Raw genomic sequence first — 16707 nt, 5'->3', positions numbered from 1 at the left:
CGTAGTAAATCATCACTTACGCCCGCCGGGTAGTTCAGACCTGCCAGAAGAGGAAGAGCGAGTGCCCCGCCCCGGACAGATCGGCGTCGATGCCGAACCAGCCGGTGACGTGGTGGACCAGGTCGAAGAACCACCGGTTGAACACCGGGATCCACAACAACGCGATGAGGCCCAGGAACAGGTAGCCGCCCCAGGGCGCGACCTTCTGCACGAACGGGCGCGGCAGGTAGGGCTCCCAGATGCCGAAGCCGTCCAGGCCGGGGACCGGCAGCAGGTTCAGCACCGCGGCCGTGACCTGCAGGAACCCCAGGTAGGCCAGCGCGCACCAGAACACCAGGTGCCCGCCCTCCAGGAAGCGCCCCAGCGCCAGCCCGATCACCAGCGCGAACACCACGTTGGCCAGCGGACCCGCCAGCGCGACCAGGCTGTGCCGCAGCCTGCCGCGGATCGCGCCCCGGTCCACCCAGACCGCGCCGCCCGGCAGGCCGATGCCGCCGAGCAGCAGGAACAGCACCGGCAGGACGATGCTGAGCGTCATGTCGGTGTACTTCAGCGGGTTCAGGGTCAGGTAGCCCCGCGCCTCGATCAGCCGGTCGCCGAAGCGGTGCGCCAGGAAGGCGTGCCCGAACTCGTGCAGGCACAACGACACGATCCAGGCGCCCACCACGAACCCGAACACCGCCAGCCGCGCGGGCTGCGCCGGGTCGTCGCCGTACCGCCAGGCGATCACACCGCAGCCGACGGTGAAGGCCAGAATCACCAGGAAGACGGGGCTGATGCCCCGGCTGGAACGGCTCTCCACCGCTTCTGCTCTCACGGGACGCACGCTACCCGCCCGCCGGACGCGCGGAATCAGGGAACGAGGGCGGGCACGACGTACAGGCGCAGGAACCGCCGGGTCTCCTCGTCGTCCCGGACCAGCGGGGCGAGGCTGAGCGAGGCGATCATCCGGAAGAGGAACTCCACCGTCCCCGCGACGTCCAGCTCGGGACGGAGCAGGCCGGCCTGCTGGGCGGCGGCGAAGTAGGGCTCCACCCGTGCGGCGCACAGGTCCAGGGCGCGCTGCGAGGCGGCGCTGACCACTTTGTGGGTGTGCCCGACCGCCTCGGGGACGAACAGCGCGGCGAAGCGCGGCTCGCCCTGCACGAACTCCACCGCGTCCATCACCCCGGCCACGACGGCCTCGGCGGGGGTGAACTCCTGCGGCAGCCGCTCCCCCATGCGGTCGAGGAAGCGCCCGACGTCGCGCAGGAAGACCGCCAGGATCAGCTCGTCCCTGCCTCCGGAGAAGTTGCGGTAGAGCGTCGCCCGCGACATGCCCGCCGCGTGCGCGACGTCCTCGACCGTCGTCTTGGCCACTCCGAACCGGGCGAAGCACTCCTCCGCCGCATCGATGATCTTCTCCTGGGGCGACATGGCCCACAGCCTAGCCCCGGGGCCGCCTCCGGCCCTTTCCCTGCTCGCCCCGGCAGGCCCCGGGAGCATCGCGGCACCTTTGACCAACAACATCACAAAAAGGACATTTCCCAATACGCCCCGTCGAGCAGAACTCTCCTCAGCCGCACTTCCGCCCACCGGAGGAAGAGAGATGATCAGAGAAGCACTCGGCGCCGCCGTCCTCGGGGGGTCCCTGCTCGGCGCACCCTACGCACCGACTGCCGCAGCGGCCCCCGGCGCCGCCGAAGCCGCCGTGCGGCAGAGCGACGACCTCTTCGTCAGGATCAGGGTCAAGCCCGGCACCGGCGCACAGGGCCGGACATCGGTCAGGATCCAGGTCAGGGACAGCGAGAAGAACCCCGTCCAGGTCCGGATGTGCCTCCAGGCGAGGACCGGCCGCCAGTGGGCGAACGTCCTGCCCGAACCTCCGTTCCAGCCCTGCGGGACCACCGACGACCAGGGAAGCGTCAAGGCGACCATCACCGTTCCCGCGCGCACCTACCGCATCCACATCGAGAAGCAGGGCGGCTTCGACGCGTACACCAGCGAGTCGTTCGAAGGCGACGAGACCGAGGACACCGGCTGGCAGAAGTCCGCCGACTGATCCCCGCCACCACACCGCCCTGAGACAAGTGTTGCACTTTGTCTCAGGGCGGTGTGAGGATGTGGCGCATGAACCTCCGCGAGATGATCGACGACTCCTACTGGTCCCTGCTGGCCGCCACCCACCTGCCCGGCGAGCAGTACACCGAGCCGGTGGGCGACCCCGGTCTCTTCGGGCCCGGCTCCGCGCTCTGGTATGTGCACACCGACGTCACCGGCGTGCTCGGCGGCGTCTCCGGGCTGCTGCTCGGCACCCTGAACGAGCCGGTCACGCACGGCACCAACCAGCATTCCAACTACCTCCAGGACCCCATCAAACGGCTCGGCTTCACGGCCAGCTTCATCCGGGGCATGTCCTTCGCCGCCACCCCGGTCGCCGAGAAACTGGCGGGGATCGTCCGGAAGATGCACACCCGGGTGCACGGCACCATGCCCGACGGCCGCCCGTACTCGGCGACCGAGTCCGCCGACATCATCTGGACCGGCACCACCCAGGCCTACCAGGCGGCCCGCGCCCACCTGCGCTATCACCCCAAACCGCTGGACGGGAAGGGCCTCGACGAGTACTTCTCCCAGTACGCGGTGATCTCCGAGAAGCTCGGCGCCACGGACGTCCCCAGGTCCCGCGCCGACGTCGAGGACTACTTCGCCATGATGCGCCCCCGCCTGACCGTCAGCGAGGAGACCCTGGAGGCCGTCAGGTTCCTGCGCGGCCCCTACGGCGACGACAGGACCAGCCAGGTCACCACCCAGATCGTCAGCCGGGTCGCCACCGACCTGCTCCCCGGCTGGGCCAAGCGCCTGCTGGGCCTGCACGCCCGCACCCCGCTCGCCCCCCTGGCCGCCCGCGCCGCCGGCGAGGCCATCACCAGGACCCTCCGCCACGGCGTCCACCAGCGTTACGTCGAGCAGGCCCACCAGCGCGTCGGCGTGCCCTTTGTCCCGCCGAGCACCCTATAAAACCCGCCAAAGCCGGACAAATAGCCCAATAGATATCAGAGCGAGAATTCACCCTCATCCAACAGAGTTGCGGGACCATACCGCACAAAATCACTCTTGACCAACAATAGCGAAAGGCAGACATTTCCCCATACCGAATGCCGGACAGATGCCGTACTAGTCACACTTCCGCATCTGGAGGCAGGCAAAATGATCAAGGAAACACTCGGAGTGGCCGTCCTCGGCGCGACCCTGTTCGGCGTACCGGCCACGGCGGCGGCGCAGACCCCGGGCGCCTTTCCCAGTACCGCCGCCGCGCAGGAGAACCTCTCCGTGGCCATCCGGGTCAGGACCGATGTGGTCGGAAACCTGAGCCGCATCAGGGTCACGCTCGAGGACGAGGACGACAACAAGGTCACCGGCAAGAACGTCTGCCTGCGAAGGAGGAACGCGGCCGGCAACTTCCCCATCCTCACCTGCGGGCTGACCGGCAGCGACGGACGTGTCCGGTTCGACGTGAACCCCAACCGGGTTTACCAGATCCGCGTCCCCGCCGGGGGCGGCTTCAATTCCTTCACCAGCCGCGCGTTCGACGCCGACGAGAACCTGGACATCTGAGCCCGTGCGGGTCAGGGGCGTCACCGCGTGCCCCTGACCCGACCGAAGGCGAGGGGACGAGGGCACGGGCAGGGCCCGGGGTCCCGCCTCCGGAGGCCCACCGGTTTCCGGAGGCTTTCTCCTTCCCGAAGGCCTTCTGCCCCACGCTCGATCTGATCGACCCGGCGACAAACGGATACCCCTTAATACCTAAATACCGGATAGACGGTCATTAGTCGCAATTCCATAGCCGGAGGCAGACATGATCAAGGAAGCGCTCGGGGCCGCGGTCCTCGGCGCGACGCTGGTGAGCGCGCCCGCCGCCGCGGCCCCGAAAGAGGAGATCTCCGTCCGGATCAGGGTCTGGACCGAGGTCTTCGGGAATCTGAGCCGGGTCCGGACCATCGTCAAGGACGAGGACAAGGAGCCGGTGGAGGGTCTCAGGGTCTGCCTCCAGATACGCAGGAAGGGCTTCCGGACCCTCGAATGCGCGAAGACCGACGGGAAGGGCCGTGTCACCTGGCTGGCCGATCCCCGGAAGACCTACCGGATCCTCATCCCGCCCACCCGGGACCACGAGGGGTTCCGCAGCAGGGCGTTCGCCGCGGACGAGCCCGCCGACCTGGGACGCGGGTGAAACGGGGGACGGAACGACCATCCCGCGCCCTCGGAGACCGTCCGGTTTCCGGGGGCCTTTTGTTCCCCGCCGAACTCCGCCCAAACAGACGACATTTCTCGCCTATCCTCCTATCTCCTTCCCTTCTTGACCGACCGCAGGGCGAAGATGGCATTTCTCGCTACTCGAAGCCGGACAGATGTTGTACCGAAGTCACACTTCGCATCTGGAGGCCGACATGTTCAAGGAAACGCTGGGAGCCACCGTTCTCGGAATGACGTTGGCGAGCGTGCCGGGGGCCGCGACGGCCACGGCCGAGCGCACCGTCTCCGCCGCCTCCGCCGAGGCCGCCTCCGCGGCGCGGCGGGAGGCGCTCACCGTCCGGATCGACACCGAGCGCCGGGGGCGGTGGGGGCGCATCGACATCCGGGTCCGCGAGGCCGACGACCGCGAGCCCGCGCAGCGCGTCCAGGCCTGCCTGCAGATGAGGCGCTGGGGCGGCTGGAGGACCGTGGACTGCGAACGCACCGACTGGCGCGGGAGAGCCGACTGGTCCGTCCGCGCCGGCCGGCACCACGCCTACCGCATCTACATCCCTGAGAGCTGGCGGTACTACCCGTACTACAGCGACCGGTTCCGGATCCGCAGCGACCGGGACTGGTGGGACAACGGCCACGACTGGAACGGCGACAACGACCATGACTGGAGGGACGACAACGGCAGGAACCACAACGGAAGGAACCACGACCGCCGCCGCTGAACGGCGCCCTGCCGGAAGGCACGACTCCAAGAAGAGTTGATTGTTGAATCTGCCGGGTTCCGCTCGCAGCAGATCGCGTGTCCCTCGGAGACCTCTCGGTTTCCGGGGGATTTACTTCTCTCAGGCATCACTCCGCGGCACCTGCGTGTTTCAGCAGACAGAGGGGATCCGCCAGGTGTTTTGACCAACAGCAGAACAGCTCGGACATTTCCCAATACCAAATGGCGGACAGATGCCGTTTAGTCACATCTTCACTCTGGAGGTAGACATGATCAAGGAGACGTTCAGCGTCGTCGCCCTGGGCGCCGCCCTGCTCGGAGCCCCGGCGGTGGCCACCGCGGCCGAGGCCAGCACCACCACCGGCAGCCAGACCGTCGTGGCGGGCTGCGACAACTGGTGCGGCGGCCACTACCACCACGGCTGGGGCCACCACCACGGCTGGGGCCACCACGGCTGGGGCCACCACGGCTGGGGCAGCTTCAACCACAACTACAGCGGCAACCAGTACGGCGGGATCCACTTCCGCATCGACTGACAGCCGCAGGTGAGGCCACAACGGTGACAGCCTGACCGGCCCCTCGGGAACCGAGTGTTCCCGAGGGGCCTTTTCTTTTCCCTGCGGGCCGTCGCCCTTTCCGACCACCGTTTCACCCTAACAAAAAGGACATTCCACTCGACGGAACCGGCTCATTACCAGTTTTGACTGATCGAAGATCGAACTAGACATTTCTCAATACTCAATGGTGGACAGATGCCGTTTAGTCGCACTTCATCACTGGAGGTAGACATGATCAAGGAAACCATCGGAGCCATCGGAGCGGCCGTCCTCGGCGCGTCCCTGATGGGGGCCCCGGCCGCCGCCACTCCGGCGACCACCACGCAGACCGCCACCGTCACCGCCGCCTCGGGATACGGCGACGACTGGTGGGAATGGGACTGCTGGGAGGACGACTGGGAGGGCTGGAACGGCCGCTGGCACGACCGCCGCGGCTGCCGGGGCGAGGACCGCTGGCACCACAGGCGCCACCACTTCAACAACCATCACCGCAAGGACTGGTCGCTGCGCAACCGCCAGCAGAAGCTGCAGCAGCAGCAGCACCAGAACGTCTACATCTACAACTACAAGTACAAGAAGAACAAGAACAGCCGCCGCTGACCGGTGGCGGAACCGCCTCTGACGAGACGGCCCCGGCGGGAGTCCACCCGCCGGGGCCGTTCTGCGTCATACGGGGGCGCGAACCGCCCCCGCCCGGCTCAGAAGAGCGTGCCCTCGCGCTCGATCCCCCGCAGCGCGTCGTAGTCCAGCGTGAGGGTCTCGATCCCCCGGTCGTGGGCGAGGACCCGTGCCTGCGGCTTGATCTCCTGGGCGGCGAAGACGCCCTTGACCGGCGCCAGCAGCGGGTCACGGTTGAGCAGCTCCAGGTAGCGGGTGAGCTGCTCGACCCCGTCGATCTCGCCCCGGCGCTTGATCTCCACCGCGACCGTCGCCCCCGAGGCGTCCCGGCACAGGATGTCCACCGGCCCGATCGCCGTCGGGTACTCCCGCCGGACCAGGCGGTAGCCCTCTCCCAGCGTGGTGATGTGCTCGGCGAGCAGTTCCTGCAGGTGCGCCTCCACCCCGTCCTTCTGCAGGCCCGGGTCCACCCCCAGCTCGTGCCGGTGGTCGTGCAGCACCTCGAAGAGGGTGAGGATCAGCCGCTCCCCCGACTTGCCGTGGGTGACCGTCCAGCGGGCGACGGCCCCGTGTTCGGTGTAGGCCTCCTCCCGCACGCTGCAGGGCGGGTTCATCCAGTTCAGCGGTTTGAAGGCCCGGTCGTCGGCGTGGATGGACACACTGCCGTCGGCCTTCATGAGGATGAGCCGGGTGGCCTGCGGGAGGTGGGCGGTGAGCCGCCCCACGTAGTCGACACTGCAACGGGCTATGACAAGGCGCACCGCCCCAGTCTCCCACTCCCCCGCCACCGCTCGTCCCGGTCCCGCCGGATGGACAGAACTCCAGAACTGTCATACCGGGCACAACACGCCTGTTGGTTATTTATCAGAAACATTCGTAGTTAACCGTCATATATAAAGATTCGATGGACACCTGTCCGGCCGAGCGCCAGAGCGAGGGAGCAGAGTGATCCTCTTCGTCAGCGGCTTCAACCGCAGCGGGACCACCGTGTTGCTGGAGGCGACGGCCGCTGCCACCGGCGGGGAGCCGTTCACCGTCGGAGACCTGATCCGGTACGGCTCGCCCGGCCTGGCGGAACGGCTGCGCGCGCTGGTGGAGGCCGACGAGCCGGTGGACCGCGGGGTGGACGCCCGCCCGGTCACCGCCGCCACCCCCGAGGAGTACGGCTGGCTCCTGGTCGACCAGGGCCTCACCACCCGGTTGACGAGCCGGTTCCACCCCAGGGGGGCGCCCCTGCTGCGCAGGGTCGCCGACGACATCGCCGCCCGGTCGGGGACCGCGGTCCTGAAGAACCCCTCCGACACCGGCCGGGAGGACCTGCTCCTGCGCTGCTTCCCCGAGGCCGGGGTGATCGTGACCCGCAGGCGGCTGGCGGGCATCTGCGACAGCGCCGACCGCGCCCTGGCGCGCGGAGCCGAGAACACCGCGTACGGCATGGCGCTGACCGGCCACAGCCCGGTGGTCCGCGTCGCCGTCGCCTTCCAGCGGACGCGGGCGGGCGCCGCGCTCCTGAGGGTGCTCGGCCGCTGGAACCTGCGCCTGCGGGTCCTGGGCATGCTGCGCCGCACCGCCCGGCTGCCCGTCGAGCGGGTCGCCTTCCTCGACTACGACGAGCTGGTCCTCGACCCCGTGCGCGCCGCCTCCTGGGCGGGCCACCTCCTGGACGCCGAACGGCTGGCCAAGGAGTTCCGCGCCTCCCACTCCTTCCCCGCCCGCACCGTCCCGCCCACCTCCCGGCTGGACCGCTTCCTGGACCGGCGCTGGGCCCGGGTGTGGGAGCAGGGCCGGCGCCGGCAGCTCGCGCGCGGCATCGTCCCCGCGCCGGCCGGGACGGCGGGCTGAGCCGCTTTCCCGCCTTTCCCCGTGCGCGAGCACGGGACGGGCGGCAGACTGGACGGATGGGTGAGGTGAGGATCCGCAGGGCGCTGCCACGGGACGAGAAGGCGCTGGCCGAACTGGACTGGCTGACCTGGGCTCCGGACAACTCCGTCATGCCACGGCCGACCCGCAACGGCTACTTCTACGACCGCTTCCATCTGCCCGAGCACTTCCTGGTGGCCGAGCTCGACGACCGCGTGGTCGGCTACCTGCGGCTGGTGCAGCCCGTCCTGCAGCCCAGCGCCGCGCACGTCCGCCAGATCCAGGGACTGGCCGTCGACCCCGAGGCGCGGGGCCGCGGCATCGGCGGGCTGCTGCTGGAGGGCGCCGTGGCCGAGGCTCGTCGGCAGGGCGCCCGCAAGCTCACCCTGCGCGTCCTGGCGGGCAACACCGCCGCCCGGCGGCTCTACGAGAGCCTGGGCTTCACCGTCGAGGGCGTGCTCAAGGACGAGTTCCTGATCGAGGGCCGCCTCGTCGACGACGTGCTCATGGCCCGCTTCCTGTGAGCCCCCGGGTCAGCCGCCCGGCTTCCACAGGACGTCCTCGCCCGCCGACACCACCCGGCAGAAGATGAACAGCAGGTCCGACAGCCGGTTGACGTAACGGGCGGTCAGCGGGTTCATGGTCTTGCCGTGCGCCTCCAGCGCCGTCCAGATCATCCGCTCCGCCCGGCGGGTGACGGTGCGCGCCACGTGCAGGTAGGCGGTGCCCGGCGCGCCGCCGGGCAGGATGAAGCTGCGCAGCGGGGCCAGCGGCTCGTTGAACCGGTCGCACCAGCCCTCCAGCCGCTCCACATAGGCCTCGGTGACCCGCAGCGGCTCGTAGTCCAGGCCGGGGTCCACGGGGGTGCACAGGTCCGCGCCGACGTCGAACAGGTCGTTCTGCACCTGCCTGAGCACCGCCGCGACGGCCTCCGGCAGCGAACCGACCGACAGCGCCACCCCGATCGCGGCGTTGGCCTCCTCCACGTCGGCGTAGGCGGCGATCCTCGGATCGGTCTTGACGGTCCTGCTGGCATCGCCGAGCGCCGTCGTCCCGTCATCTCCCCCGCGGGTGTAGATCTTGGACAACACGACCGGCTCGTCATCGCGACTCATGACACCAACACTAGCGCTCAGGCGCCGTCCGGCAGGTCGACCGGCCAGCCCGGCGGCGAGGACTCCAGCCAGACCAGGAACCCGGTGAGGGCGGCCGGGGACATCGCCAGCTCGACGGCCAGGTCCCCGTTCTTGACCTCGATGATGGCGGCGTCCGCGGTGAGGGCGGCGATCTCCTCGCCCTCGGGCTCGCGCCGGTTGAGCACGACGAGACCCCGGCGGTGGATCACCTTCCGGGGTCTGCGTCTGAAGCCGAAGATGCGGTGCCATTGCAGCTCGTCGCCCTGGTAGCGGCCGATCCCCAGCCGCCAGACGTTGGCGTCCTGCAGGTCGCGCAGGCTGCACTCCACCGTGCCGCCGCCCAGCTCCAGCAGCCAGCGGCGCAACGACATCAGGCCGAACAGCAGCACCGCCAGCAGCACGACGGCGGCGAGCACCCAGCCGATGTCTCGTGCCAGGTGCTCGCCCACGTGCTACCGGTTCTCTCTTTAGGACTCGGCCCCGGCCGCGCGCAACCGCGCGCGGGCACGGCGCTCGGCGACCACCTGCGGGTTGTCGTCGTCGCCGCCGGTCTGGGCCTCCGCCAGCGCCGCACGGGCCTGGGCCACGTCGATCTCGTTGCCCAGCTCGGCCTGCTCGGCCAGGACGGAGACCTCGTCGTCGGCGACCGAGAAGAAGCCGCTGCCCACCGCGGCGACGATCACGTCGCCCGTCGTCGGGTGGATCCTCACCAGGCTGCCGTCGACCAGCACGCCCAGCACCGGGGCGTGACCGGTACGGATACCGATCTCGCCCTCGATGGTCTGCGCGACCACCATCTCGGCCTCGCCCGCCCAGACCTCACGCTCAGGCGAGACAAGGGCCACTCGAAGTGCCATGTCATTACCTCCTGTTGGACAAGGCCCGTCGCTGTGGCAGCAAGCCTCGCCTTTCTGTCATACCGGGACGCTTGCTGCCGTGATCCCCGCTAACGCCATCGGCGTCAGCGGGGATTCCTGCTTGGCTGAAGCCCTACCCACTCGCTACTTCGCCAGCTCCTTGGCCTTCTTCTCGACGTCGTCGACGCCGCCGCACATGAAGAACGCCTGCTCGGGGATGTGGTCGTACTTGCCCTCGCACAGCGCCTTGAAGGAGGCGATGGTCTCGTCGAGCGGAACGGTGACACCGGGCTGGCCGGTGAACTGCTCGGCGACGTACATCGGGTGGGACAGGAACCGCTCGATGCGACGGGCGCGCTGAACGGTGACCTTGTCCTCCTCGGACAGCTCGTCGATACCGAGGATCGCGATGATGTCCTGGAGCTCCTTGTACTTCTGCAGGATCCGGATGACCTCCTGCGCGACCGCGTAGTGCTCCGCGCCGATGATCGCCGGGTCCATGATCCGCGAGCTGGAGTCCAGCGGGTCCACCGCCGGGTAGATGCCCTTCTCGGTGATGGCCCGGGAGAGCACCGTACGCGCGTCGAGGTGCGCGAAGGTGGTGTGCGGAGCGGGGTCGGTGATGTCGTCCGCGGGCACGTAGATCGCCTGCATCGAGGTGATCGAGTGACCGCGGGTCGAGGTGATCCGCTCCTGCAGCTGGCCCATCTCGTCGGCCAGGGTCGGCTGGTAGCCCACCGCGGACGGCATGCGGCCGAGCAGGGTGGAGACCTCCGAGCCGGCCTGGGTGAACCGGAAGATGTTGTCGATGAACAGCAGCACGTCCTGCTTCTGCACGTCGCGGAAGTACTCCGCCATCGTCAGGGCGGACAGGGCGACCCGCAGACGGGTGCCCGGCGGCTCGTCCATCTGGCCGAAGACGAGGGCGGTGTCCTTGAGGACGTTGGCCTCGTCCATCTCCACCCAGAGGTCGTTGCCCTCACGGGTGCGCTCGCCGACGCCGGCGAACACCGAGGTGCCACCGAAGTTGCGGGCGACACGGGTGATCATCTCCTGGATGAGCACCGTCTTGCCCACACCGGCGCCGCCGAACAGGCCGATCTTGCCGCCCTTGACGTACGGGGTGAGGAGGTCGATGACCTTGATGCCGGTCTCCAGCATCTCGGTCTTGGACTCGAGCTGGTCGAACGGCGGAGCGCTGCGGTGGATGCCCCAGCGCTCGTTGACCTGCAGGCCGGGGCTGTCCAGGCACTCGCCCAGGGCGTTCCACACGTGGCCCTTGGTGATGTCGCCGACCGGCACCGAGATGGCCGAACCGGAGTCCGCCACCGCCGCACCGCGGACCAGGCCGTCGGTGGGCTGCATGGAGATGGCCCGGATCATGTTGTCGCCCAGGTGCTGGGCGACCTCGAGGGTCAGCGTCTTGGTCTCCGCGCCGAGGACGACCTCGACCTGGAGCGCGTTGTTGATCGTGGGCATGGCGTCGGAGGGGAACTCCACGTCGACGACCGGGCCGACGACCCGGACGACGCGGCCGGTGCCGATCGCTACCGCAGTTGCAGACATGTTTCCTATTCACTCCCCGCGCTGGCGTCGGCCAGCGCGTTGGCGCCACCGACGATCTCGCTGATTTCCTGGGTGATCTCGGCCTGCCGCGCCTGGTTGGCCTGGCGCGAGTAGATGCCGATCAGATCATTGGCGTTGTCCGTCGCGGACTTCATCGCACGGCGCCGGGCCGCCAGCTCCGAAGCAGCACCCTGGAGCAGCATGTGGAAGATGCGGCTCTCGATGTAGTTCGGCAGCAGCAGGTCCAGCGTGGCCTCGGCGGTCGGCTCGAAGTCGTAGGACGGCAGCGGCCCCTCGGCCTGGCTGCGCTCGACCTCCTCGATCTGCAGCGGCAGCAGGCGCTTGACCTGGACCGCCTGCGTCAGCATCGAGACGAACTCGGTGTAGACGACGTGGATCTCGCCCACGCCGCCCTCCGCGTCGGTCTTGAGGAAGTCCTCGACCAGCTTGCGGCCGATGCGCTCGGCGCTGGGGAAGTCCGGCCGGTCGCTGAAGCCCGACCATTCCCCGCCGACCTGGCGGTCACGGAACTTGTACCAGGTGAGGCCCTTGGTGCCGACCACGTAGGGGACGGGCTCGCGGCCCTGCTCGCGCAGCAGCGCCATCAGGGCCTCGGCCTCGCGGATCACGTTGGCGTTGTAGCCGCCGCAGAATCCGCGGTCCGAGGTGATGATCAGCACCGCGGAGCGCTTGTCCTCCGGCTGCTCGTTCAGCAGCGGGTGGTCGACGCCCGAGCGGTGGCTGACCAGCGAGGTCAGCGCCCGCGTGATCAACTGCGCGTACGGCCTGGAGGCCGCGACCCGTTCCTGGGCCTTGGAGATCCGTGAGGTGGCGATCAGCTCCTGCGCGCGCGTGATCTTGGCGGTCGACTGGGCCGACTTGATCTTGCGCCGCAGGAGGCGAAGCTGGGCTCCCATGGATCAGGCCTTCTTGACGCGCTTGATGGTCTCCTGCTCGACCTCGTCCGAGGCCAGCGGCTCGACCGGCTCCTCGGCGCCCAGCAGGGTGCCCGCGCTGGTGGTGAAGCCCTTCTTGAACTCCGTGATGGCGTCCTTCAGGACGGTCAGCGCGTCGTCCGACAGCTTGCCGGTGTCCCGGATCCCGCTCAGCAGGCCCTTGTGGCTGCCCTCGACGTGCTCGAGGAAGCCGGCCTCGAAGCGGCGGATGTCCTCCACCGGCACGTCGTCCAGCTCGCCGGAGGTGCCCGACCAGACCGAGACGACCTGCTTCTCGACCGGGAACGGGTTGTACTGCGGCTGCTTGAGCAGCTCGACCAGGCGGGCGCCGCGCTCCAGCTGCGCCTTGGAGGCCGCGTCCAGGTCGGAGGCGAAGGCCGCGAAGGCCTCCAGGTCGCGGTACTGGGACAGGGACAGGCGCAGGGTGCCGGCGACGCTGCGCATCGCCTTGATCTGCGCCGAGCCGCCGACCCGGGAGACCGAGACACCGACGTTGATGGCCGGGCGGACACCCTGGTTGAACAGGTCCGTCTCCAGGAAGCACTGGCCGTCGGTGATGGAGATGACGTTGGTCGGGATGAACGCCGACACGTCGTTGCCCTTGGTCTCGATGACCGGCAGGCCCGTCATCGAGCCGGCGCCCATGTCGTCCGAGAGCTTGGCGCAGCGCTCGAGCAGACGCGAGTGCAGGTAGAAGACGTCACCCGGGTAGGCCTCGCGGCCCGGCGGGCGGCGCAGCAGCAGGGAGACGGCGCGGTAGGCCTCGGCCTGCTTGGACAGGTCGTCGAAGACGATCAGGACGTGCTTGCCCTGGTACATCCAGTGCTGGCCGATCGCGGACCCGGTGTAGGGGGCGATGTACTTGTAGCCGGCCGGGTCGGACGCCGGGGCGGCGACGATGGTGGTGTACTCCAGCGCGCCCGCCTCTTCCAGCGTGCCGCGCACGGAGGCGATGGTGGAGCCCTTCTGGCCGATGGCGACGTAGATGCAGCGGACCTGCTTCTCCGGGTCGCCGGAGAGCCAGTTCTCCCGCTGGTTGATGATCGTGTCGACGGCGATCGTGGTCTTGCCGGTCTGCCGGTCACCGATGATCAGCTGGCGCTGGCCGCGGCCGATCGGGGTCATCGCGTCGATGGCCTTGATGCCGGTCTGCAGCGGCTCGCCGACCGACTGGCGCTGCACGACGGTCGGAGCCTGCAGCTCCAGCGCGCGGCGCTCGGTCGAGGCGATCGGGCCCTTGCCGTCGATCGGGTTGCCCAGGGCGTCAACGACGCGGCCCAGGAAGTCGTCGCCGACCGGGGTGGACAGGACCTCACCGGTGCGGCGCACCGGCTGGCCTTCCTCGATCTTGGTGAAGTCGCCCAGCACGACCGCGCCGATCTCGCGGGGCTCGAGGTTCAGCGCCAGACCGCGCGTGCCGTCCTCGAACTCCAGGAGCTCGTTGGCCATCGCCGAGGGGAGGCCCGAGACGCGAGCGATACCGTCGCCGGACTCGGTGACAGTGCCGACCTCCTCGCGCGCGGCCGCGTCGGGCTCGTACGACTGGACGAAACGCTCCAGCGCGTTCCGGATCTCATCCGGACGGATCGTCAGCTCCGCCATGATTCCTTCCTTGCCTTCAGGCGATCCGCCGGCGTACGCCGTCAAGGCGTCCGGCGATCGTGCCGTCGATTGCCTCGTCCCCGATCTGCACGGCGATGCCGCCGAGCACGGTCGGGTCGAGTTCGATGTTCAGGTGTACATCACGGCCGTAGGAGGCGCCGAGCGCCGCCGCGAGCCGGGTCTGCTGCTCCCCCGTGAGGGGAACGGCGGTACGGACGAGAGCGACCAGCCGGTTGCGCCGCTCGGCGACGACCTTGCCGTAGCCGTCGAGCTCGCCTTCCAGGCTACGTCCCCGCGAGTGCGTGACGGCCTCGGTGATGAGGGCCAGGGACGCCTCGGCGACCTTGCCCTCCAGCAGAGCCTTGACCAGCTCCGCCTTGCGCTCGGCGGGGATCTGCGCGCCGGCCAGGGCCGCGCGCAGCGCCGGATCGCCGGAGACCACCCGGGTGAAGCGGAACAGGTCGTCCTCGAGCTGGTCGAGCCGGCCGGCCCGCTCGGCGGCGACCGCCTGGGCGTTCACCGCGAGCCGCTCGATGGCGTCGGTCATCTCGGCCGACGTGCTCCACCTGCGGCGCACGACCTCGGCCGCGAGCTCGATCGCGGACTCGCTCAGCTTGCCCTCGAGCAGTGAGCGCACGATCTGCGCCTTGGCCTCGCCGAAGGACGCCGGGTCGGCCAGCGACCGGCGCAGCCCGTGCTCGCGGTCCAGCAGGTGCAGGACCGCGAACAGCTCGGCGCCGAGCGTCGCGGCGTCCGCGCCCGCGGCGATCTCGTCGAATCTCTCGTTGACCTCGGCCAGCGAGGCCCTGCTGACGGCTCCCGCCATCACAGGGCCTTGCTCGCGTTGGCGGACTCGAGCTCCTCGAGGAAGCGGTCGACGATACGGCGCTGGCGCGCCTCGTCCTCGAGGGACTCGCCGACCACCCGGCCGGCCAGCTCGACCGACATGGCGCCGACCTCGGCGCGCAGCGCGGCCAGGGCCTGGGTGCGCTCCTGCTCGATCTGCGCCTGGGCGTTCTCCACGATGCGGCGCGCCTCGACCTGGGCCTGCTCCTTCATCTGCGCGATGATCTGAGCGCCCTGCTCACGAGCCTCCTCCCGCAGGCGTGCCGCCTCCTGGCGGGCCTCCGAGAGCTGGGACTTGTAAGCGTCGAGGGTCTGCTTGGCCTCGGCCTGAGCGTCTTCGGCGCGCTTGAGCCCGCCTTCGATCAGATCAGTGCGCTCGGCCAGCGTCTGCTGGATCCGGGGGACCAGCAGCTTCCCGACGACCAGGACCACGACCAGGAACGAGAAGACGCCGACGACGAGCTCGTAGGTGTGCGGAATGAGCGGGTTGTTGCCCTCCGCAGCGAGCACTGAAGCTGCTGTGATCATTTTAGGTGCAGCCCTCCGTCAGGGTTGTGTTGCGCGCCGTCAGCGGTAGATGAACGGAGCGACCAGACCGATCAGCGCGAGCGCCTCGGTCAGAACGAAGCCCAGCATCATGTTCTGGCGGATGACGCCGGTCATCTCGGGCTGGCGGGCCATCGCCTGGACGCCCTGGCCGAAGATGATGCCGACGCCGATACCGGGGCCGATCGCAGCAAGGCCGTAGCCGATCGCTCCGACGTTACCCTCGACGGCGGCGATGGCCGACTGTGCGACGACGCTCATTTCTTGTACTCCTTCATTTGGCCGGTGGGGGATCCACCGGTCGGATCTCTTCCGGTGGATGGTCCACCGGTCGGGTCTCTTGGGAACGAGAAGACTGGGGCGGCCTAGTGGTCCGCGTGCAGCCCGCTGCCGATGTACATGGCGGCGAGCATGGTGAACAGGAAGGCCTGCAGGAACTGGATGAACAGCTCGAACGCGGTCATCGCGATCGTCATCACCACACCGAGCACGCCGACCGGCGCACCGAGCAGGGTCGGGTTCTCGATCAGGAACCAGTAGCCCACGAGGCTGAAGAAGGCCAGGATGAGGTGGCCGGCGAACATGTTCGCGAAGAGCCGCACCGCGTGGGTGAAGGGCGCGAGGACGAAGGTCGAGAGGTACTCGATCGGCACCAGCAGGACGTAGATCGGCTTGGGCAGGCCCTTGGGGATGAGGTTGGTGAAGTACTTCACCGGCCCCTGGTGCCGCATGCCCAGGTAGATCTTGAGGAAGTAGACGCTCAGCGCCAGCACCGCGGGGAAGGCGATGTGCGAGGCCACCGGGAACTGGATCACCGGGATCACCGCGAAGAGGTTCCAGACCCAGATCAGCACGAACATCGACAGCAGAAGCGGCATCCAACGTTCTGCGTCCTTGCCCAGGAACGGCCTGGCGACCTGGTCGCGGACGAACGTGTAACCGATCTCGCCGACGTTCTGCATACCGCGGGGAACGAGCTTCGGCTTGGCGAAGGCGCTCCAGGCGATGGCGCAGGTCAGGAGGGCACCGAGGATGGCCAGGGCCACCGGCTTGGTCAGCCACTCGGGGCCGCCCGCGAACAGCGGCGGAAAGTCGAAGAGCTCTGCACCGGGCGGCGTGAACACGCCGCCACCGGAAGCGGCGAGGACAGTCACTGCGCTCACTTCTTCACCTCGGTGGGCATAGTGGTCCGCTCGCTGCACTCGCGCACTG

At 68.9% G+C, this 16707-nt stretch carries 22 protein-coding genes; 9 read left to right on the top strand and 13 right to left on the bottom strand.

Going from position 1 to position 16707, the window contains the following annotated elements:
• Nucleotides 1–34: 34 nt before the first annotated feature.
• Both C2865_RS08135 and C2865_RS08130 read right to left on the bottom strand, forming a co-directional pair.
• Nucleotides 35–817: a site-2 protease family protein gene (locus C2865_RS08135; protein ID WP_198653084.1), complete on the bottom strand. Its 783-nt coding sequence runs from the start codon at nucleotides 815–817 to the stop codon at nucleotides 35–37.
• 35 nt (nucleotides 818–852) lie between these two features.
• A complete protein-coding gene (locus C2865_RS08130) occupies nucleotides 853–1416 on the bottom strand; it encodes a TetR/AcrR family transcriptional regulator (RefSeq protein ID WP_106397749.1) in 564 nt (187 codons plus the stop codon).
• A 172-nt stretch (nucleotides 1417–1588) separates the two neighbouring features.
• Between C2865_RS08130 and C2865_RS08125 the strand changes: the two genes are divergently transcribed.
• From C2865_RS08125 to C2865_RS08095, 7 genes are all read left to right on the top strand, one after another.
• Nucleotides 1589–2041 carry a hypothetical protein gene (locus tag C2865_RS08125; RefSeq protein ID WP_106397748.1) on the top strand — a complete coding sequence of 151 codons (453 nt, stop codon included), beginning with the start codon at nucleotides 1589–1591 and terminating at the stop codon, nucleotides 2039–2041.
• 68 nt (nucleotides 2042–2109) lie between these two features.
• On the top strand, nucleotides 2110–3000 hold the full coding sequence (locus tag C2865_RS08120; protein ID WP_157963622.1) for an oxygenase MpaB family protein: 891 nt from the start codon (nucleotides 2110–2112) through the stop codon (nucleotides 2998–3000).
• Nucleotides 3001–3189: 189 nt separating this feature from the next.
• Entirely contained in the window at nucleotides 3190–3597 is a 408-nt protein-coding gene (locus tag C2865_RS08115) for a hypothetical protein (RefSeq protein WP_157963621.1), read from the top strand.
• Nucleotides 3598–3838: 241 nt separating this feature from the next.
• Nucleotides 3839–4213, top strand: coding sequence for a hypothetical protein (locus C2865_RS08110; protein ID WP_106397745.1), 375 nt, complete (start codon nucleotides 3839–3841; stop codon nucleotides 4211–4213).
• 253 nt (nucleotides 4214–4466) lie between these two features.
• Nucleotides 4467–4952 (top strand): hypothetical protein, encoded by a 486-nt coding sequence (locus C2865_RS08105; RefSeq protein WP_157963620.1) that lies wholly within the window; start codon nucleotides 4467–4469, stop codon nucleotides 4950–4952.
• 268 nt (nucleotides 4953–5220) lie between these two features.
• Nucleotides 5221–5487: a hypothetical protein gene (locus C2865_RS39270; protein WP_157963619.1), complete on the top strand. Its 267-nt coding sequence runs from the start codon at nucleotides 5221–5223 to the stop codon at nucleotides 5485–5487.
• 252 nt (nucleotides 5488–5739) lie between these two features.
• Nucleotides 5740–6108: a hypothetical protein gene (locus C2865_RS08095; RefSeq protein WP_106397742.1), complete on the top strand. Its 369-nt coding sequence runs from the start codon at nucleotides 5740–5742 to the stop codon at nucleotides 6106–6108.
• A gap of 98 nt (nucleotides 6109–6206) precedes the next feature.
• Here C2865_RS08095 and nucS read toward each other — a convergent pair whose 3' ends face one another.
• Nucleotides 6207–6887, bottom strand: a complete 681-nt coding sequence (gene nucS / locus C2865_RS08090) for an endonuclease NucS (protein WP_106397741.1) — start codon at nucleotides 6885–6887, stop codon at nucleotides 6207–6209.
• Between the two features lie 184 nt (nucleotides 6888–7071).
• Between nucS and C2865_RS08085 the strand changes: the two genes are divergently transcribed.
• The gene (locus C2865_RS08085; RefSeq protein ID WP_106397740.1) at nucleotides 7072–7968 is read left to right on the top strand and encodes a sulfotransferase; all 897 of its coding nucleotides are present in this window, start codon (nucleotides 7072–7074) and stop codon (nucleotides 7966–7968) included.
• Between the two features lie 56 nt (nucleotides 7969–8024).
• Nucleotides 8025–8510: a GNAT family N-acetyltransferase gene (locus tag C2865_RS08080; RefSeq protein WP_106397739.1), complete on the top strand. Its 486-nt coding sequence runs from the start codon at nucleotides 8025–8027 to the stop codon at nucleotides 8508–8510.
• Nucleotides 8511–8519: 9 nt separating this feature from the next.
• On the opposite strand, the gene C2865_RS08075 is transcribed toward C2865_RS08080, so the two are convergent.
• The 10 genes from C2865_RS08075 to atpB form a co-directional block, all read right to left on the bottom strand.
• The gene (locus C2865_RS08075; protein WP_106397738.1) at nucleotides 8520–9101 is read right to left on the bottom strand and encodes a cob(I)yrinic acid a,c-diamide adenosyltransferase; all 582 of its coding nucleotides are present in this window, start codon (nucleotides 9099–9101) and stop codon (nucleotides 8520–8522) included.
• Nucleotides 9102–9118: 17 nt separating this feature from the next.
• On the bottom strand, nucleotides 9119–9571 hold the full coding sequence (locus C2865_RS08070; RefSeq protein WP_106397737.1) for a DUF2550 domain-containing protein: 453 nt from the start codon (nucleotides 9569–9571) through the stop codon (nucleotides 9119–9121).
• Between the two features lie 18 nt (nucleotides 9572–9589).
• On the bottom strand, nucleotides 9590–9979 hold the full coding sequence (locus C2865_RS08065) for a F0F1 ATP synthase subunit epsilon (protein ID WP_106397736.1): 390 nt from the start codon (nucleotides 9977–9979) through the stop codon (nucleotides 9590–9592).
• A gap of 144 nt (nucleotides 9980–10123) precedes the next feature.
• The gene (atpD, locus tag C2865_RS08060; RefSeq protein ID WP_106397735.1) at nucleotides 10124–11545 is read right to left on the bottom strand and encodes a F0F1 ATP synthase subunit beta; all 1422 of its coding nucleotides are present in this window, start codon (nucleotides 11543–11545) and stop codon (nucleotides 10124–10126) included.
• A gap of 5 nt (nucleotides 11546–11550) precedes the next feature.
• Nucleotides 11551–12462, bottom strand: coding sequence for a F0F1 ATP synthase subunit gamma (locus C2865_RS08055; RefSeq protein WP_106397734.1), 912 nt, complete (start codon nucleotides 12460–12462; stop codon nucleotides 11551–11553).
• A gap of 3 nt (nucleotides 12463–12465) precedes the next feature.
• Nucleotides 12466–14103: a F0F1 ATP synthase subunit alpha gene (atpA, locus tag C2865_RS08050; protein ID WP_106397733.1), complete on the bottom strand. Its 1638-nt coding sequence runs from the start codon at nucleotides 14101–14103 to the stop codon at nucleotides 12466–12468.
• A gap of 16 nt (nucleotides 14104–14119) precedes the next feature.
• A complete protein-coding gene (locus tag C2865_RS08045) occupies nucleotides 14120–14929 on the bottom strand; it encodes a F0F1 ATP synthase subunit delta (RefSeq protein ID WP_106397732.1) in 810 nt (269 codons plus the stop codon).
• On the bottom strand, nucleotides 14929–15477 hold the full coding sequence (locus C2865_RS08040; RefSeq protein ID WP_106397731.1) for a F0F1 ATP synthase subunit B: 549 nt from the start codon (nucleotides 15475–15477) through the stop codon (nucleotides 14929–14931). The genes C2865_RS08045 and C2865_RS08040 overlap by 1 nt, the downstream gene beginning before the upstream one ends.
• Before the next feature lie 39 nt (nucleotides 15478–15516).
• The gene (atpE, locus tag C2865_RS08035) at nucleotides 15517–15756 is read right to left on the bottom strand and encodes an ATP synthase F0 subunit C (protein WP_106397730.1); all 240 of its coding nucleotides are present in this window, start codon (nucleotides 15754–15756) and stop codon (nucleotides 15517–15519) included.
• A gap of 104 nt (nucleotides 15757–15860) precedes the next feature.
• Nucleotides 15861–16658, bottom strand: coding sequence for a F0F1 ATP synthase subunit A (atpB, locus tag C2865_RS08030; protein ID WP_106397729.1), 798 nt, complete (start codon nucleotides 16656–16658; stop codon nucleotides 15861–15863).
• Nucleotides 16659–16707 lie beyond the last annotated feature (49 nt).

This window comes from Actinocorallia populi, from assembly GCF_002995495.1.
In the GTDB taxonomy this organism is placed as follows: Bacteria; Actinomycetota; Actinomycetes; order Streptosporangiales; family Streptosporangiaceae; genus Actinocorallia; species Actinocorallia populi.
This window is presented reverse-complemented; position numbering and strand designations above follow the sequence as displayed.

What these genes read in the sequence shown, in the direction of transcription:
- atpA (WP_106397733.1), bottom strand. Translation starts at nt 14,103, where the DNA reads ATGGCGGAGCTGACGATCCGTCCGGATGAGATCCGGAACGCGCTGGAG.
- C2865_RS08080 (WP_106397739.1), top strand. Translation starts at nt 8,025, where the DNA reads ATGGGTGAGGTGAGGATCCGCAGGGCGCTGCCACGGGACGAGAAGGCG.
- C2865_RS08055 (WP_106397734.1), bottom strand. Translation starts at nt 12,462, where the DNA reads ATGGGAGCCCAGCTTCGCCTCCTGCGGCGCAAGATCAAGTCGGCCCAG.
- C2865_RS08065 (WP_106397736.1), bottom strand. Translation starts at nt 9,979, where the DNA reads ATGGCACTTCGAGTGGCCCTTGTCTCGCCTGAGCGTGAGGTCTGGGCG.
- C2865_RS39270 (WP_157963619.1), top strand. Translation starts at nt 5,221, where the DNA reads ATGATCAAGGAGACGTTCAGCGTCGTCGCCCTGGGCGCCGCCCTGCTC.
- C2865_RS08105 (WP_157963620.1), top strand. Translation starts at nt 4,467, where the DNA reads ATGACGTTGGCGAGCGTGCCGGGGGCCGCGACGGCCACGGCCGAGCGC.
- C2865_RS08120 (WP_157963622.1), top strand. Translation starts at nt 2,110, where the DNA reads ATGAACCTCCGCGAGATGATCGACGACTCCTACTGGTCCCTGCTGGCC.
- C2865_RS08075 (WP_106397738.1), bottom strand. Translation starts at nt 9,101, where the DNA reads ATGAGTCGCGATGACGAGCCGGTCGTGTTGTCCAAGATCTACACCCGC.
- C2865_RS08115 (WP_157963621.1), top strand. Translation starts at nt 3,190, where the DNA reads ATGATCAAGGAAACACTCGGAGTGGCCGTCCTCGGCGCGACCCTGTTC.
- atpD (WP_106397735.1), bottom strand. Translation starts at nt 11,545, where the DNA reads ATGTCTGCAACTGCGGTAGCGATCGGCACCGGCCGCGTCGTCCGGGTC.
- atpE (WP_106397730.1), bottom strand. Translation starts at nt 15,756, where the DNA reads ATGAGCGTCGTCGCACAGTCGGCCATCGCCGCCGTCGAGGGTAACGTC.
- C2865_RS08095 (WP_106397742.1), top strand. Translation starts at nt 5,740, where the DNA reads ATGATCAAGGAAACCATCGGAGCCATCGGAGCGGCCGTCCTCGGCGCG.
- C2865_RS08110 (WP_106397745.1), top strand. Translation starts at nt 3,839, where the DNA reads ATGATCAAGGAAGCGCTCGGGGCCGCGGTCCTCGGCGCGACGCTGGTG.
- C2865_RS08045 (WP_106397732.1), bottom strand. Translation starts at nt 14,929, where the DNA reads ATGGCGGGAGCCGTCAGCAGGGCCTCGCTGGCCGAGGTCAACGAGAGA.
- C2865_RS08125 (WP_106397748.1), top strand. Translation starts at nt 1,589, where the DNA reads ATGATCAGAGAAGCACTCGGCGCCGCCGTCCTCGGGGGGTCCCTGCTC.
- C2865_RS08040 (WP_106397731.1), bottom strand. Translation starts at nt 15,477, where the DNA reads ATGATCACAGCAGCTTCAGTGCTCGCTGCGGAGGGCAACAACCCGCTC.
- C2865_RS08130 (WP_106397749.1), bottom strand. Translation starts at nt 1,416, where the DNA reads ATGTCGCCCCAGGAGAAGATCATCGATGCGGCGGAGGAGTGCTTCGCC.